Genomic DNA, 17,960 nt, shown 5'->3' on the forward strand with positions numbered 1-17,960 from the left:
TCATGACCCACCCCTGTCCGGCCATTCGGCCGCGCGGTCGACGGGTCGATCGGCTGGTGCGCCGGTGTCCCCCGCGTCGAGGGCCGCCAGCAGTGCCCGGGCGTGCTCGTCGGGGAACAGACCCTCGCGGGCGACGAAGGCGCGCAGCTCCTCCTCCGTCAGCGGGTGGACATCCCAGTAGCGGCCCCAGTTGTTCACGTAGACCGAGGCGGCCGTAGGGTCGATCGTGTCCAGGGCGTGCTGCGCCCCGGTCATCACCTCGTGGAAGCTGTGATGGCCCACCCCCACCAGCACGCTCACCAGTCCGGCCCGGATCAGGCCGAGGTCCACGGGCACCCCGGCAAGCCGCTCCAGCCTGGCCACGTGGGTGACGATGCGGTAGGCACTGCCCGAGGTCCCGGTCAGCACCAGGCCACCGGAGTCCTCCGAACGGGCCTGGAAGTCGGCGGACATCGGCAGGGTGTGCAGTCGGCCGGCGGGCGACCACAGCAGAGTTCCCTCACGGACCGCGAGGCGTCGCTCGGCCGGGCTCAGCACGGGCCGGACCTCGTGGGGCCGCAAGGAGGTACGCAGCATCGCCTCCAGTTCCTCGCTCTCCATGGCTTCGTCCTCCGGGTCCAGCTCCGCCGCGTGGAGTTCGGCCATCTCGTGCTCGTAACGCCTCAGTTGCTCGCTGCGGTGGCGGTCGCGGCGCTCCACGCCGATCACCGGGTGCTGGGGCTCCACGCCTCCCATGAGGTACGGGACGAGGTTGCTGGCGACACCGTTGAACAGGAACGTCACACGCTCGCGCAGGTTGCCCGACTCCACCACCCGCGCGAGGTCCTCGTAGGAGGTTCCGACGGCACCCCCGTCCTCGCCGCTGTCGCTGCCGAACAGCCGGTAGTCCGTGCGGTTGTGGAGGGCGATGTGCCAGAACGCCCGCGCGACCTTGCCGAACTCCGCGTTGACGAGGGCGTGTTCGCCCAGGTGACCGGCCAGCCGTTGCTCGAAGTGGAGAGCTTCTTGCGCGTAGCGGACGCGTGCCAGAGCCCAGGCGGGGGCGAGGCCGGGGTCGGAGGACGTGGCGGTGAGCGTGGACAGCGGTGGTCCCGGGGCCTCGTCCGGGGCGGCGGCGCTGCCGCTGTCATTCCCGTCGTCGTCCGAGTCGTCGTCCCGCGACAGCAGGGGGCTCGGGTCGTGGTCACCGTCCGAGCCCGCCTCGTCGGTGTCCAGCGACAGGGCCGGGAAGGATTCGAGGGCCGGAGCGCCGGCCGGCCCGCCCGGTCCCGCGAAGTCCGCGTCCTCCGTGGACGGCGCGGACCGCGGGTCGGCGGCATAGTGCGGGTTGACGACGTACGGGCCGACCGGAACCCCGTACGCCATCGGCTGCGCGCCACGGATGTACCGACGTCCGACGCCGCCCGGGAAGAGCACCTCCTCCTGGTCGGGGAAGGGCGAGGCCAGGCCCAGGGTGGCATTCACGTCGATCCCGCCGGGGGCGTCGATGTCGTAGCGCCAGCGGTACCGGTGGAAGAGGGCGGGTGCGCCCATCGGGTTGGCGCGGGCGCTGTCGCGCACGTAGTTCCGGTTGGCGGTCGTGCTCGCGAAGACCGTGTCCGGAACCAGGGTGCTGCCGCCGTAGACATGGTCGATGACGCTCACCATCTCGGGGCCGTACGGCTTGAGTCCCTCACCGAAGACCTGCTCGGGCCCGTCCGGGCTGAAGCGGTACAACGGGCCGTCGTGGTCGCGCCACAGAGCCTCGGGCAGGGAGCTGCCCGCCAGGGCGGCGGGGTCCGCCGCGACCGTGGCCGGGTCCACGGGCGGGGTCGGGCCGACCGGGCCGGTGGCGGGCCAGCCGACCGGTACGGGCGCGCGGTCCTGCCGGTCCGCCGGGCCCTCCACCGTCAGCAGGCGGGAGGAGGCGACGAGGCCGCGGCCCGGCAGGTACCAGTCCCAGGCCGGGCCCTCGGTGTGGATCCGCCCGGCCAGGTCGGTGACGCCACCGGCCGACGGGCCCTCGGGGTTGTACTCCCCGCGCAGGCCGAGCGACGGGATCTCGGCCACGAACACGTGGAGGTCCGGGTCGTCCTGGCCGTAGCCCCATACGGTGTGCCGCCCGGTGGAGGCGGCGACCGGGAAGGCGTCGAGCGTCTCGGCGAACCGCTCGTCGAAACGCCCGTCCGCCGAGTAGGGCAGGGGTGCTCCCGGAGGGGTCGCGGTGCGGTCGTCCGGGGCTGGGCGCGCGCTCCACTCGGCGGGGCCCGCCGCCGCGGGGGCGGTGACGGACGGGACGGGGGCGGGCGGGACGGGGGCGGACAGCAGGTGCGGCCGGGCCCGGTGCCAGGTGGCGGGGCCGGGCGCGGACGGTTCCGTGCCGGCCGCCGGGCGCGGGAGGGCGGTCACCCGGCCGGGCTGTGTTCCGTCGCCCGCCGAGACCAGGAGCGGTCCGTCGTAGCTCCAGACGGTCCGGTCGTTCCGCAGCGAGAGCTTCCGCAGGAAGTTCTCCTGAGCCGTGCCCGGGCCGGACACCAGGAGCACCAGCGGACGGTGCTGAGCGGTCAGCGGCAGTTCCGGGTCGAACTCCAGAAGGGCGGCGAACTCCCTCGGCGGGATGTGAACGGTGCCGCCGGGGAGGCGCAGGACCACTGAGCCGGCACCGTCCGTCTCCGCGTACACGAACCACGGGGCGGGGGCGCCCTCCTCGGTCCACGGGGCGAACCTCGTGAGGGTCGAGTCCTCCGCGTGCCCGGCCCCGGTCTCCGAGAGCCGCACCGGGTCGATCCCCCGAGGGGTCGGCACGGGACCCCAGTTACGGCCCTGGAGAGCGCCGTCGGGCCTGCGGATACGGCCCTCGTCGGTGAAGGCGCCCAGCGTCTCCAGGTGGAAGACCGCCAGTTCCCCGGGGTGAGCGGGGCCGCGTCCGGCGGCGAGTGCCTGTTCGGCCAGCTTCCGCAGCCGGGTCTCGGCCGCCGCGTCCCACGGCGCGGTGGCGGGCAGGTGCAGCGCCGTACGCCCCAGCGCCTCGCGCTCCGCGGCGGGCCGGGTCTCCAGCACCCGGGCGGCGCCGGTCATCGCCCATAGCGCGCGGGCGTGGTCACGGGGGCCCAGCGGACCGGTCGGCTGTCGCAGCACCGACCGCACGGCAGCGTCACCGTCGACGGCGAGCCGGTCCAGCGCGGTCCGCAGTGCGGGCGTGTCCCACACCTGGGTGAGGCGCGCGTCCGGCGGTGCGGACAGGGCCCGGTCGAGCACGGCCTCGTACGCGGCCGGTGTCGGCAGGGAACCGCCGGCGGAGACCGCGAGCAGCTCCCACAGCTCCCGGCGCAGCGGCGTGCGCGCGGCCAGCTCCGGGTCGTTCGCCCGGAGTGTCTCCAGTGCGCCGATGCCCCGCAGCAGCCGCTCGTACCGGCCGCCGGGGGTCCCGCGATCTGCCTCGACGTCGTCGCCGAGAACCTGCCGCAGCGCTCGGACCAGCCGTAGCGCGCGCGGACCCTCGTCGTCCCAGGCGGCCACGCCCGAGGGGTGGGCCGGCGGGCGCAACCCGGCGGACTCGGCCACCTGTGCCGTCGCGTCCACCGGTTCGGGCCTGAAGGTCTCCATCCGCGCCAGGGTGCCGTCCGGCGTCGCGGCCAGCAGCCGGACGGTGTCGTTGTAGCCGGTGCGCCCGGTGGCGGCGGTGGTGGTACGGCCGCTGTGGTTGGCGGCGTGCTGGGCGAGCGCCACCTCCTCCAGCGGATCCTCGACGGGCGGTGCGGGCCGGGTCAGGGCCTGGACGCGCCGGGGGTCGCCCGCCACACCGCCGTAGCAACTGGCGACGTGCAGCTCGTCCCCGTCGGCCCGGGCGACCACCTCGGGCAGCCGGCCGACGTAGCGGCCTCCGTCCTCGGCGCCCAGCAGCAGCACCCGGCCGTCCCGGTGGACGAGCTTCAGGCCGCCGGGCACGCCGTGGGCGTGGAAGGTGTAGACGGACGCCTCGGGGTCGGGAGTGGTCTCCTCGGCGGCGACCGGGTGGTAGGTGTCGCCCAGGCGGAGGACGTGGGTGCGCTCGCGCATCTCCCGCCACCGGCGCAGCCTGCGCTCCCGCAGCCGTCGGCGGCCGTCGTCCGGCATCGACTCGCGGCCCTCGAAGCGGTGGTCGGCGCCCACCAGGGGGCGGGTGTCCACATCGCTGTCCCGGAAGCGGATGCCGTCGACCGTGACCCACTCACGGTCCGCGGAGGGCGGCGTGCCTCCGTCGGGCGGGTCGAAGGGCACCCAGTCGCCGTAGGCCTCGTCGGGGTCGGAGTCGACGAGGGAAGGCACGCGCGGGTGCACGCCGGCGGGCGTGGTGCCGGCGAGAGTGGTGTCCGGAGGCGTGGTGCCGGTGGAGGTGGTCCCCGGAGGCGTGGTCCCGGTGGTGGGGGTGGTCCCCGGAGGTATGGCGCCGGCGGGAGTGGTCCCCGTGGTCATGGTGTCGGCGGTCGTGGTCACGGCCGGGGCGGCCCCGGTGTGGGGGGCTCCGTCCGCCGCGCTCAGCAGGCGGCCGTCGCCGCTGGGTGCCCAGACCCTGCGGCCCAGTCGCACCGCCACGGCGCGGGCCAGCCGCCCGTCCTGGGCTCCCGCGTACGGGCTCGCCAGCACCACCGGAACGTCCGACAGCAGCAGGGCCAGCGTCGGATCGGCGGCCAGCAGCTCCGCCACCTCCTCCGCGTCCAGCTCCCGCCCGTCGGCGAACAGGGAGTCGTGGCCGCCCTCCGCCGCCACCAGGTAGGCGGCGTCGCCCCACGGCGCGGGCTCCTCCGACACCTGGCGCAGCGCCCCGTCGCGCTGCTCGTGCAACTGGATCCGGGAGGCGTCGACGGGTCCGGTGCCGAGGCCGGTCCAGTCGCGGCCGCGAGCGGCGCCCGACGCGTCGGTCAGCCGCGTGGCGTCGGAGAGCAGCGGGTCCCTCGCGGGGTTCGTGGCGCCGATGGGGCCGACGGCCTCCGTGGATCGCGCGGAGTCGCCCCCGTCCGGCATGGCCGTGGCCGACGAGCCCGGCGGGGCAGCGGACCTCGGGGCGGCGGACGTCGGGGGCACGGTCGCCGCGTCGCCTGCCGGAGTGAACGCCCAGTCGGGGCCGGCCGGTCCGGTCCCGCCGTCCCGCCCGGCGGACCGGGGCAGCGGCGCCGGGACGGGGCGCGGCGCTTCCTGCGCGGGTGCGGGCTGCGTCGGGCGCGCCCGCTGCCAGGGGTCGGCCCCCGGGACGGCCCCGTCGGCCGACTCGTGCAGGGTCAGCACCTGCTCGCCCGTGCCGCCGGTGCCGGAGAGGTCCACCGGGAAGCCGGTCCACCACACACTCCGGCCCAGCCGCCCCGCGATCCGGTCCGCCAGGCCGACGGCGTCGGCGGCCGGGCCGGGGAAGGCGAGGACGACGGGCGTAGTCAGTTCCGTACGCATCAGATCCGGGTCGGTGGCCAGGAGTTCGGCGAACTCCCCGACAGTCGTCCCGTACGTCTCGCCCTCCCACTCCACCTCCACCCGGTCCGGTTCGTCCTCGTCGGGCCTGACCAGCACCAGATGGGGGGCGGGGCGGTCCTGCCCGGGGCCACCGCTCGCCCAGGGCGAGTCCACCAGCGCGGACGGGGTACGGAACCGGGCCAGGTCGACGTCCGGAGCCGGTCCGCCGGTGTAGTCGCGGCCGGTGCCGTCCGACGTGCCCTGGACCGTGCTCATGGACGTACGGGGGTACGCGCCCGCCTCCACCAGGGCGTACGCCGCCGCGACGTCGGGGTCGGAGGCCTCCCGGCCCACCGCGAAGGCCCGGGTGAGCACGTCCATGGCCTCCTCGCGGCGTCCGTGGGCGGCCCGCGGGTCCGGCGGCAGGTGAAGCAGCCGGGCGATGAACGCCTCCGTGTCCACGCCGGGCCCCGGCAACGTCTCCTGTGCCTTGACCCGCGCCCAGAACATCCTCGACATCTCGGCCTCGCCCACCTCCTCGGTGGGAACGCGCAGGACGGCGGCGGCCTCGTCCTGGATGCCTCCTTCCCAGAGCCACTCGGCGGCGGCCTCGACCGCGGGCAGGTGGACGAAGCCGATGAGCCGGTCGCCGGGGTACCGGGCCCCGTGCTGTGCGGCGGCGGCCAGCACCCGTCGGGCGGCCTGCTGGTCCGTCCCGGACGCGGCCTCGGGGTGGGCCGCGATCACGCGCCGGAGCAGGTCGAGGGTGAACGGGCCGGCCTCCTCGAAGTCGGAGTCGCCGCGCCACATGTGGTCGACCGCCGCCACCCCGCGCAGCAGGTCGTCGAAGTCGGGCGCGTCGTCGATGTCGTGACCGAAGGTCAGCCGCAGCGCCCGTACCAGGCGCAGCGTCCTCGTGCGCACCTCTTCCGCGGCCTCGCCGTCCCCGGGGCTCACCCCGGCGGCCTCCGCCAGCCGGTCCAGCTCGGCGCCCTCGGGCTCGGGCCGGGACAGGGCCCAGGCCCGCCGGCGCCCCTGGGCGTCCGCGAACAGGGACCGTCGGTAGCGGCCGTTGCTCTCCTCGGTACTTTGCGGTCCGTAGGCCAGGCGCACCGCGCGTCCCGTGGCGTTGGCCACGTGCTGGCCCATGGAGAGGGTGCGGAGCGGATCGGGTACGAACGGTCCGGGGAAGGCGTCGGTGGCGGTGCTCGGTGCGGGCACCGCACTGTCGCCGGGCGCTCCGCTCCAGCAGACGACGAGGTCGACCCAGTGGTGCTTCGGCAGGGTCGTCAGGCTCTTGCGGCGGCGCAGCCAGAAGCCCGCCTCCCGCTCGTCGACGTCGCGCGTGGTGCCGTCGCGCAGGGCGAACACCAGGGAGCCGGGAGAGCCGTGCATGTCCAGTCGGTACGCCTCGTCCTCGGGGCCCGGGCGCGGCAGGTCCCACTCGCCGGAGATCCGGCCGGTGGCCGGGTGGTCGTGCACGAACGTCGGCATCCGGTCCAGGTGGCGGTCGTGGTCCTCGAAGTCCCGCGCGAACTCGGCCGGGTGGTGCGAGGCGCGGCCGATCTGCCGGCCGCTCAGCGCGCTGACAATGGCACGGCTCACCACCTCGTGGTGCCAGTCCGGCACGTCCTCGTCCGGGTCGGGCCCCCACCCGGGAGCGCTGGCGATCCAGTCGCCCCGCGGGACCCCGGGGCCGCGGACGACGTCGATGGTGCTCGCCGCGCCGGCGGCGGACTCGATCGTGACCCGGCCGGTGTGCGCCCATACCGTCAGACCGGCGCGGTCGGCGAGCCTGCGGGGCAGGTCGACATAGCCGTCCGCGGCGAACGGGACGGCGAGCACGATCGGTGTGCCCGGCGGCAGCGCCTCGCGGGCCGCGTCCGCCGCGACCAGCTCCACGAACACGTCGACGCCCACCTCCCGCGTCGTGCCGTCGGGAAGCCGTGCCTCCACCCGGTCGTGCCGTCCTTCGGCCGCCACCACGTAGGGGGTCACCCCGGACGGCCAGGGGGCCGGTGCGGTGCCGAGAACGTCGTAGCCGCCGGAGGGATCCTCCTCCAGCAGGGCGCTTTCGGTGGTGTCGAGCCGGACGACGTCGTTCCCGCTCCAGTTGAGACCCGGCACCCGGTGGCCCCCCACAGTGAAGTGGGAGGCGCGGCCCGGTCCGGTCGCCCCCAGCTCCGACAGGTGGAACGCGGCCAGCGCCGCCACGCCGGTCGCCCGTCCGGCCGCCGTGGCCCGGCCCACCAGTGCGAACAGCGCCTGGCTGGTGCCCCGGGGGACGGGGGCCCCGGGGTCCGGGTGCAGGACGCGGCGGGCGATGGCTTCCACGTCGAACGGGCCCTCGCGCAGCGCGCGGTCGCGGCGGCGCAGGGTGTCGAGCTTCTGCACCGCCACCGCGTCGGGTGCCTGGGACAGGCCGATCGTCGCCTGGCGGCCCAACTCGGCCCGGCTCACGCCCGCGAGGGCGCCGGTGCCCGCCCAGTCGGCAGGCACCCGGCTCATGGCCCGCACGACGACGGTGTAGTCCCGCGTGGTCAGCCGCGGTGCGTCGGCCGGCAGATCCTTCTGGAGCCGCTCCAGTTCGCTCGCCAGCCGCCGGGAGAACACGGCGCGTGCGGTGGTCGCACGTCGCATCGCGGGCGACCCGGTGGCGGCCCGTCCGGACCGGGCGTCGGCACCGTAACCGGTGACCTCGACGCGCGGCAGTGCCGCGCCCGCCCGACGGTTGCGCAGCCCGGCGGCGGCCACCTGGGCGGCGAGCCGCCCGACGGCCTGCGCACCGGACGCGGACGGGCTCGTCGCGTCCCGTTCGTACGCCACCAGGGTCCGGGAGGGCAGCGGCGGCAGTGCCCGGTCGGCGGCGGGGGCGGCGGGGGCGGCGGCCGCCTGCACTGGGGTGGGCTCCAGGCCGTCCATGGGGGTGCCGACGGAGGACCGGGGCGGGGCCGCCTTGGTGTCCGACGCGGACGGGGTGGACGGGGTGGACGGGGTGGACGGGGTGGCCGGCGCGGACGGGGTGGCCGAAGTGGCCGGGGTGCCGTTGGTGGCCTGGACATTGGTGGCCGGGCGGCCCGGGGCGGCCGGGACGCCGTTGGTGGCCGGGGTGCCGTTGGTGGCCGGTGTCGGCGCGCCGGGCTCGGGCCCCGTAGGCGCCCCCGGCATCGTCGGCCCGCCCAGGTCGGGGACGGCGGGGTGGGTCAATTGCCAGTCGTTCGCGGTTGGTTCGGTCAGAGCGAACAGGTTGGGCACCAGGACGGGCAGTTCACCCTCGGCCGCGTCCGGGGCGGTCAGCTCGACCGGGGACCTGCTCCACCACACGGGCCGGCCCAGCCTGCGGGAGACGTTCCGGGCCACCGCCTCGTCCGGGCCGCTCAACCCGTCGAGCACCAGCAGGACCGGCGTCGACGGGTCGCTGTGGCGCAATGTGGTGTCGGCGGCCAGCAGCTCGGCGAACTCCGCGGCCGGCATCCGGTAGGTGGCCGCCCCCACCGTCACCTGGACATGGCCGCTGTCCTCCAGGTCCACCGACGCCCGTACGGCGTAGGGAACCGGCCGGTCCTTCCCCTCCGCGTCCTGCCCGGCCCACGGCGCGGCCACCGTCGTGTCCGCCACCCGGAAGCCGTCCAGCCGGGGCAGGAGGGCCGAGCCGTCGTGCCAGTGCCGGCCGAGCCCGATCGCCGCTCCCAGGGACGTGAACAACGCGGGTGCCGCGAGGGCGCCGTGCGCCTCGGCCGCGTACGCGCCGGCCACATCCGGGTCGGCCATGTTCCGGCCTGCCGCGAACCCCTGGGTGAGCAGGGCGCGCGCACCCTCGCGCAGCGCGTCGTCCACCGCGACGGCCGGGTCGAGGTGGAGGGCGCGGGCGGTGAGCGCGTCCGCGGCCGGACCGGACAGTGCCTCCTCCGCCCGGACCCGCGCCCAGAACATCCGGGTCCGGTGCGTCGGCGCGGCAGCCGGGTCGGACAGCCCCAGCGCGGCGACGGCCGCCCGGTCGACCTCCGCCGTGTCCCGCAGCCACGCCGCCGCCGTGCGCAGCTGCGGCAGGGGGACGAACCGGCTCACCGGCAGGGCGGGCCCGGAGGCCCGCCTCGCGCGGGCGGCCTCGGTCAGGACCTGGCGGGTGACGTGCTCGTCCACTCCGCCGGCGGCCAGGGGGTGGGCCGCGATCACCCGGCTCAGCAGCTGCGGCCAGAACGGCCCCGCCTGCTGGAGGTCCGGATCGGCGAACCACATGCCGACGACCGCGGCGGCCCCGGCGACCAGGGCCGGGAAGTCGTCGGCCACCACCACGTCCGGGCCGGCCACCAGCTTCAGGGCACGCACCACCCGCAGCAGCTCGGAGCGGACGCGCGGTGACGGCTCGGCGCCGAATCCGGCCTGTTCCGCCAGCCGGTCGAGGTCCGCCCCGTCCGGTTCCGGGCGGCTGGTCTCCCACCACCAGGGGCGGCCCTGGACGTCGGTGGCCAGCACCCGGACCGGACCGTCGTCGAACCGGACCACTCCCTGCGAGGAGTAGGAGAGCCGTGTCGTGCGCCGCAACTGGTTCGCCAGGTGCTGTCCGAGCGAGAGGGCGTCGTCGCCGAGCGGATCGGCGGCGAACGGCACCGGGGAGACGCCGTCGAACTGCGAGACGTCCCGCGCGGATCCCTCCTGCGGGGCCCCGGAGTGACAGATCACCATGTCCAGCCAGTGATCCTTCGGCAGGTTCACCAGGCTCCTGCGCCGCCGCAGCCACCCGGTCGCCTCGTCCCGGCCGACCGTACGGCTGCCGCCGCTCGCCAACGGCAGTGACAGCGCGCCCGGCAGCCCGTGGCCGGCCAGGCGGTAGGCCGCCTCCGGTGCCCCGGGGTCCGGCATCGGCGCCCTGTCGGAGAAGGTGTTCGTAGCGGCGTCCCAGTGCACGTAGAAGGACATCCGGTCGAGTTCGCGGTAGCTCTCCCGCTCCCCCACGAGTTCGGCGGGCCGGTGGAAGCTGCGTCCGATCTGCCGGCCTGTCCGCGAGCTGATGACGGGCTGGGTCACTACGTCGTGGTGCCAGGCCGGGGCGTCGTCGTCCGGGTCGGGTGCCAGGCCGGGCAGGACCGGGAGCCAGGAGCCGTCCGGCAGTCCGTCCCGGTGGAGTACGGCGATCGTGTTCGAAGAGGCCGGGTCGGGATTGCGGTGCGCGAGGCCGCTGTGCACCCACACCGCACGGCCGGTGCGGTCGGCGAGCTTGCGCGGCAGCTCCAGGTAGCGGTCTCCGGCGGACGGCACGGCCAGCACGATCGGGGCCCGCGCGGGCAGCGGGTGGCGCGCCAGGTCGGCCGCGACCAGTTCGGCGAACTCGTCGGCGTCCAGCTCCTGTGCGGTCCCGTCCGGCAGCGGCGCCACCACCCTGTCATGGCCGCCTTCGGCCAGGACCGCGTACGGGGTCACGTCCCACGGCCACGGCGCGATGTCCGGGTTCCCGGTGGTGGTGGCGCCCGTCGGACCGTCCGTGAGCCGGTCCACGAACAGGACGTCGATGTCGGCGGTGCCGGTACCGGTCCAGTTCAGGCCCGGCACCCGGGCGCCCCCCACGGAGACGTACCGGGCGCGGTCGGCCGCGAGCAGACCCTGTTCCTCCAGGTGGAAGGCGGTGAGCGCGGCCAGGCTCGTGGCCCGCCCGGCGGCGAGGGCCCGGCCGGTCATCGCGTACAGGTCGCGGCGCATGTCCGGGTCGACGAGGACGGACGGAGCCAGATGCCGGATCCGGCGGGCGACGGCGTCGACGTCCAGGCGCCCGGAGCGCAGGGCCCGGTCGGTGCGGCGCAGCGCGTCCAGGGCGTCCACGGCGGCGGCGTGGCGCGGGGACGTCATGGCGATGGTGGCCTGGCGGCCCAGGTCGGCCGGGCCGATCCGCCCGGCCGGGGGCACGGTGACGCCCTGGCTCGGGACCCGGCTCCGGCCGCGTGCGGTGATCGTGAAGTCCCGCACGCCCAGCGGCGTCCACCCGGCGGGGAGGCGGACCTGCAGGGTGCGCAGCGCGTGGTCGAGGTGGTGGACGAACAGGTCGCGCGCGGCCTGGGCCCGCAGGTCTCCCCGTGCCTGGGCGGCCTGGTCCCGGTCGCGTGCGCTGCCCGGCCCGCGCGCGTCCGCTCCGTATCCGGCGATGTCGATCCTGGGCAGCGGCACCCGGTTGCGCCGGTTGCGCAGAGCGGCCTCCGCCGCCCGGTGCGCCAGCTGTTCGACACCGTGTCCGGCGTCGTCGGCCGGGTGCGTGCCCTGCGGGGCGAACGGTACGAGACTGAGCGGCGGCAGCGTGGCGAGGGACCGGGCGGGCGGGGCGACGGGCACGGCGTAGACCGGCTGCCCGCCGCCCGTGTCCAGGGCGACGGGGGCCCCGGTGACCGTGTCCGCGTCCGGCATGTCCAGGTCCCCCGGGGCGAGTCCGGGGAGATCCTCCCCGGACAGGCCGAAGGTGGGGTCGAAGTCCGCGAGGGGACCGAAGGCGTCCGGGTCGAGGCGGTCCAGGGCCGATGGGGAGGCGTCGGGCAGGTCCAGATCGGGCATGCCGAGGTCGGGCGGGTTCCCATCGGGTTGTGACTGCGACGCCGGCCGTCCGGGGACCGCTTCCCCGGCCGCCGGGCCCGTAAGGGGCGCCGCGGAGTTGATCGCCGGAAGCGGGGGGAGCGGGGGTTGGTCCGGGGCAGGGGTGTCGAGCAGGGCCTGGGCGTGCTCGTCGGGGAAGAGCCCGTCCCGGGCGACGTGGTCGCGCAGTTCCCGCTCGGTGAGCGGGTGGACGTTCCAGTACCGGCCCCAGTTGTCCTGGTAGTCCAGCGCCGGATCATGACCGGGAAGGTCATTGAGCGCCAACTGGGCGCCCCGCATCACCTCGTGGAACGAGTGGTGGCCCGCCGACAGCGAGGTGGCGATCATGCCGGCCCGGATCAGGCCGAGGTCCAGGTCGATCCCCCACTGGTCCCGCATCCGGGCTGCGTGCACCAGCAAGCGGTACGTCGAACCCGCGGTGCCGGTCGCGACCAGTCCGCCCGAATCCTCGGACAGTCCCTGGAAGCCGGAGCCCATCGCGAGGTCGTACACCGAGGTGGCCGGTATCCAGGTGAGGTTCTGGTCGTCGACCGCCAGCAGACGCTCCGCCCGGCTCAACGGGGGGCGCACATCGTCCGGGTGGGTCTGGACCGCCTGGGCCCTCGTGGCCCGGGCGAGGACTGCCTGCTTCTCCTGCGGGGAAAGGCTGTCGTCCAGCCTGATCTCCTCGGCGAGCCGCTCCAGCTCTGCGCGGGCTTCCGCCTGCCGGCGGCTGGGCCGCTCCGCCTCGATCTCCGGGTGCTGGTCCTCGCGTCCGCCGAGCATCGCCGGCACCAGGTCGCTGGAGACGCCCTGGAACAGGAAGGTCACGAGTTCCCGCAGGTTCCCGGTCCGCAGCACCCGCTGGAGTGCGGGCCTGCCGGTTCCGACGGAACCCGCCAGGCTCGGGTTCTCACTGCCGAACGTGGCCAGGTCGCCGGGGAACTGCTGGCGCGCCCGCTCCCACGCGGCGCGCGCCATCTTCCGGAACTCCTCGGTCACCCTCTCGTTCTCGGCGAGGTGCCCGGCCAGGCGCCGCTCGAAGGCGACGGACTCCTCGGCGTAGCGGATGCGCGCCCGGACCCACGCGGGCACCTCGGCACCACGGCCGGGGCTCGTCGCCCCGGACCGGCGAGGTGTCCGGGACCCGTCCCGGACGGGAGAGGTGACGGACTCGGCGCTCCGGGAGGGCTCGGGCCGGGGCCCGGCCGCCGGGGCGGGGACGGAGGTGGGGCGGGGCAGCACGGGCGTCTCGGACGGGGGCGGCCCTCCGAGGGGCCCGGGGTGGTCCGGGCGTGGCGTCGGGGTGTTGCGGCGGTCGTCGATGGTTACCGTCACCACCCGTCCCCGGTCCGGGTCGGTGGCGCCGCGGACCCGCTTCGCGTCCTGGGTGAGCTGGAAGTCGGAGAGCGTGACGTGCGGTCCGGGGGCGCCTGCCTGGAAGGTCCTGAGCAGCCGGCCGAGCCGCTCGCCGAGCGCGTGGGCGACCGCCTCGGCCCGCTTACGGCCGCTGGCCCGCGAACGGTTGCCGTGTCCGGTGACGGTGACGGCCGGCAGGGGCAGTCCGTGGGCCCTGTTCCACAGTCCCGCGCGGGCCAGCGACAGCGCCAGCGCGTTCAGGTTCTCGTCGGCGTTGGACACGGTGTGCTGCTGCTCCGCGAACCGCAGGGTCCGCTGGTGCGGACGGGGCGTGTGCCCGTGCAGGGCCACCGTGGTCAGCGGGTTGGCGACGGCGGGCGAACCCTCCGACAGCAGTGCGGCGTTGACCGCGTGCGCCGACTCCCCCGGGCGCTTGCTGTAGGCACGGAAGAACCAGAGGTCCTTGTCGTCCGTGACCGGCGCCGCACTCCGGACGGCGTCCCGGGCGCGGGCGCGGGCCTGGTCCACCTCGCGCTGTGCCAGCGCGTGCTCGGGGCCGCCCTCGGTGAAGTACCAGCGGACCTGCTCCGCCTCGTGGACGCCGGCCAGGGCCCGGGCGGCGCGCGCGAAGCCCTCCAGCCGGGTGATGTCCGCCGCCTCCGCGCCACCGCGCCGCGCCGCCTCGGCGGACCGGTCGGTCTCCTCGGCCAGCCTGCCGAGTTCGTCCGCGTCGTAGCGGTCGAGGTTGTCGTCGACGATGCCGTCGAGCCGGTCCGCCGGGATCTCGGTGCGGGAGTGGGTCTCGTTCTCCAGGGTGATCTGGTGGGTGCCGTCCTCACTGGCCAGCACCACCTGGGCGAAGTGGTAGGGGGCGTGCGGACCGACCCGGTCGCCGGGCTTTGCGTGGTTGTGGGTGAACAGCTGGGCGCCGCCGTCGTTCGTCGTGCTGACCGACTGGATCAGATAGCCCTCGCCGACCTCCGCCCAGGCGAACTGGTTGACGCCGATGTGCGCCGCGGCGGTGTTCAGCGGCCCGCGCAGCGTGTTGTCCGGCGTGTGGCTCAGGGCCCGGCCGTACGTCTCGCCCGGGGTGGGCGCTCCCACCACGCCACCGGTGAAGCGCGGGTCCGAGCCCGCTCGGCGGGCCGCCCAGCCGGGGGTGACGCCGGTGGCGAGGCGGGTGCCGTGGGCGGCCTCCGTCAACGCCTGGGCCAGGTGGTGGGTACCGGTGACCTCCCGGCCGTGCAGTGCGTTGACCGGGGCGGTGGCGACGGTGCCGTCCGGACCGCGGAAGGCGATGTGGGAGAGCGGCGCGGCCTCCGCTCCGGCGACCATCCGGGCGAAGTCCCGGGTGGAGGCGTGCTCGGAGGCGCCGGACGCGGTCAGGAACTGCGGCTCCACCCGGAACAGCGGCTCGCCCGTCGAGCCGTCCTCCCGGGTCAGGAGCACGCTCATCGAGGTGTCGGTCACCAGCCTCACCCCGGCGCCGGTGGCGGCCAGTCGCGCGGTGGAGCGTTCGATCGCCGCCCGGGTCGCGTACACCTGCCGGCTCCGGCCGGTGGTGTCGTCGCCGGCCGAGTGCAGGGCGAGCGTCCGGTCCGCGGAGATGTGCAACGGCGGCCGGTCGGCGGCGTGGACGGCGCCCTGGTCCTGGTGCGGCAGGAAGAGGGCGGGCGTGTCGGACCCGTCCTCGGCCCGGACCTCACCGACGGCCCGGGGCCGCGGCTCGGTGAACAGCACCCCGGTGCCGCTCTCGTCGACGACCCGGTAGTCACGGGTGACCAGGGGCCGGGGGCGCAGGGCGTCGATCCGGCGCTCCCACTGGGCCCGGTCGGCGAGCCGGTCGAACTCGGCGTCCCCGTCGCTGGTGGAGCCGCTGTCGCTCTCGGTGTCACTGCCGTCGTCGCTGTCGCTGCTGAGGTCGCGCGCGCCGGTCAGGCCGCGGTCCCGCGGTGGCGGCGGCGTGGCCCAGCCCGGCCCGTCGCCCCCCTGGCTCCGGCGCACCACCAGGCGGCGGTCCCCGGAAGTGGGGTGGGTGGCCGCCTCGGCCACACCCAGCGGGTACCAGACGGGGCGCGCCGTCGTGCCGGAGACCAGGTTGGCGACCTCTGCGGCGAACGCCGGGGGCAGCACCAGGACGATGTCCGCGCCGCGCGGCCGCCGGGCGTCGTAGGAAATGATCCGGGCCATCTCCACGGCGTCGCGGACCACGAAGGTCCGCCACGGCGTGACGATCTCGACGCCCTCCCCGTCCGCCTCCTCGGCCACGATCACATACGGGCCGCGCCACGGCGCGGGCCGCCGGGTGAAGCCGCCGGAGTGCTCGGCGAGGTAGGAGTCCAGCTCTGGCGGACGCCGGCCCGTCCCGGTGAAGTCGCGTCCGGTCGGGCTCCGGTCCGCGGTGCGCAGCAGGGTCTCCTCGGCCAGGGCGTCCCGCCGGGTCTCGATCTGGCGGTCGATGAAGTACGCGGCGAGGTCCTCGGCGCTTTCCAGGTCGTCCGAGGACGCCTCCAGCACCAACGCCCCGAGATCCAGCACGTCCTGGGAGCTCGCCCGGGCCCGGCGGGGAAGGTGCAGGACCTCGCGGGTGAGGTCGGCCAGCCCGGCCTGCGGCGGGCGGTTGCCCGCCGCCCGCTCGACCAGCGCGTACAGCGCCTCGGAGGTCTCCTGGAGCCGGGGGCGCGGGGCCCTGCTCCACTGCGGGCCGAACACCGTGCTGAGCCACCGCGGGTCGGCCCAGGCCGGAGGGCCGTCCTCGGTCTCGGAGTCCGTGTCCCCGTCCTCGGACTCCGTTCCGCCGTCCGGGTCCTCGGAGTCCCTTCCCCCGTCCGGCCCGGGCGGCGCGCCGGAGAACGTGCTCAGTTCGTACGCCTCTTCCTCGTCCGGCAGCCCGGGGCGGTCGCTGTCGGCGAGGGTCGGGGGCAGCGGGACGGCGGCCGGGTCCGGGTGCCGGGCGGGCGGGGCCGGCACGGACATGTCGACGGTGGAGGCGGTCGGGTCGGTGACCGGCCTGGCCGGGGCGTCGGGGCCGGTGGGCTTCTGCCGCGCCGGGATCCCGTGCGTCGGCGCGGGCGCCGGGGTGCGCGGGAGCAGCGGGACGAAGTCGCCGCCACGGCGGCGGAGCCGGAGGACGGAGGCGTCGGCGGACGGGCCGGGGTAGGTGTGGGCGGTGCCGTTCTCCTCGATCAGCGTGACCGTGGTGCCGGTCGCGGCTGCGGCCCACTCGGCCACCGCGCGGTCGGCTTCCGGGCCCCACGGGGCATTGGCCAAGTGGCGGCGCAGGTGGCCTTCGTGGGCGTCCTTGCCCGGCGCGGGTGCGCCCGCGAGGGGGCGGGGGGCCGGGGGCGTGAAGAGCGCGTCGCGTGCGGCCGGGTCGCCGGGCAGGCCGTTCAGTCGCAGCAGCTGGGCGGGCGACGCCCCCGCACGGTGGCGGAGCCGCGCGGCCTCCTGACGGTCCAGGCCGGGCTGCGCGGCGGCCTGGCGCATGGCCGTGGAGAGCGCGGCGAAGAAGCCGTTGCCCCGGCCCGCGGGGGTGCCTTGGGTGTAGGTCGCGCCGTCGGGGGCGGTGAGTACGCCGTCCCGGTCCAGGCGGTAGCGGGGGCCGGTGAGGTCGGCCGGCGGCAGCCAGGGGGCGGTGGCGTGGCTGCGGTGGGTGGGTGGCTTCGCTGGCCCCGTGGACGTGGCCGTCGTGGACGTGGTCATGGACGTGCCAGTCGTGGACGTGGCCGTCGTGGCCGTCGGCAACGGTGTCGCGACCGGGGGCGCGGTACCGGCCGGGAGCGTGGCGTGGAAGAAGCCCCCCTCGGCGAGGAGCACCGGATCGGTGGCCGCGTCGACCGCGGCCGGATCCGCTCCGTGCGGGACGAAGAGCTGCTGCCGCCCCTCCCCCGTCACCACCGTCAGTGGGATGCCCAGGACCCGGGCGGCGAGAGCGGGCAGCAGGTCGGCGCCGCCGTGGTCGCCCGCGCGGCGCTCGGGTGGAGCCGGCTCCCCCGCGTCCCGGTCCGTCGTGTCCGCTGCCGGCGGCTCGGCCGCGAACGGGCGGGACAGGGCCGCGACGGCCAGCGCGACCCGCTGTTCTGGCGTCGGCCAGAACGTCTGCGGGAGACGACCGAGCGCGTCGAACTCCGCCTGCTGTACGGCGGACAACTCCACCCCCGCGACATCGAGTTCGTCCTGTGTGAAGGTGTCCGCGACATCCAGCGCCAGAGCGTCGATCAGATCCTCGTTGCCGTGGTCGGCCAACGCCCAGGCAAGGCGGTCGCGCGCTGCGGCGACGGCCTCGGCCGTGACCGACGGATCCCCGGCGCCGGCCGCGAACCGGTCGGCGAGACCGGGGCCGAGGAGGTGGGAAAGGCGTCCGCGGTCCTGGGCCACGGCGAGCAACGCGTGGAAGAACGAGGCGCCGTCGTGCGGCACGGTGTGCACCTCGCGCACCGTGGTGCCGTCCGGCGAGGTGAGGGTGCGAGGAGCCGAGTCGGTGGCATCGGTGATCGTGTACGGCTCCGGTGCCTCGGAGCGCCAGCCGGGGACGGTGTACTCCTGCGGGGGGTCCTTTACGGCGGCCGAGGCCGAACCCTGGTGGTGGGCGGTGAGTCGGGTCGCGGCGAGGTGCAGTCGGTGGTGGTCGGCGGCGGCGGCGT

At 75.9% G+C, this 17,960-nt stretch carries 1 protein-coding gene (running past one end of the window); it reads right to left on the reverse strand.

Features of this window, described 5'->3' with window-relative positions; translation table 11 throughout:
- Positions 1-17,960: the 3' portion of a lonely Cys domain-containing protein gene (locus PSQ21_RS02625; protein ID WP_443334415.1), read on the reverse strand. It continues 11,473 nt past the right edge of the window; only the last 17,960 of its 29,433 coding nucleotides appear in the window; the start codon falls outside the window, past its right edge; its stop codon occupies positions 1-3.

This window comes from Streptomyces sp. MMBL 11-1 (assembly GCF_028622875.1).
GTDB lineage: Bacteria > Actinomycetota > Actinomycetes > Streptomycetales > Streptomycetaceae > Streptomyces.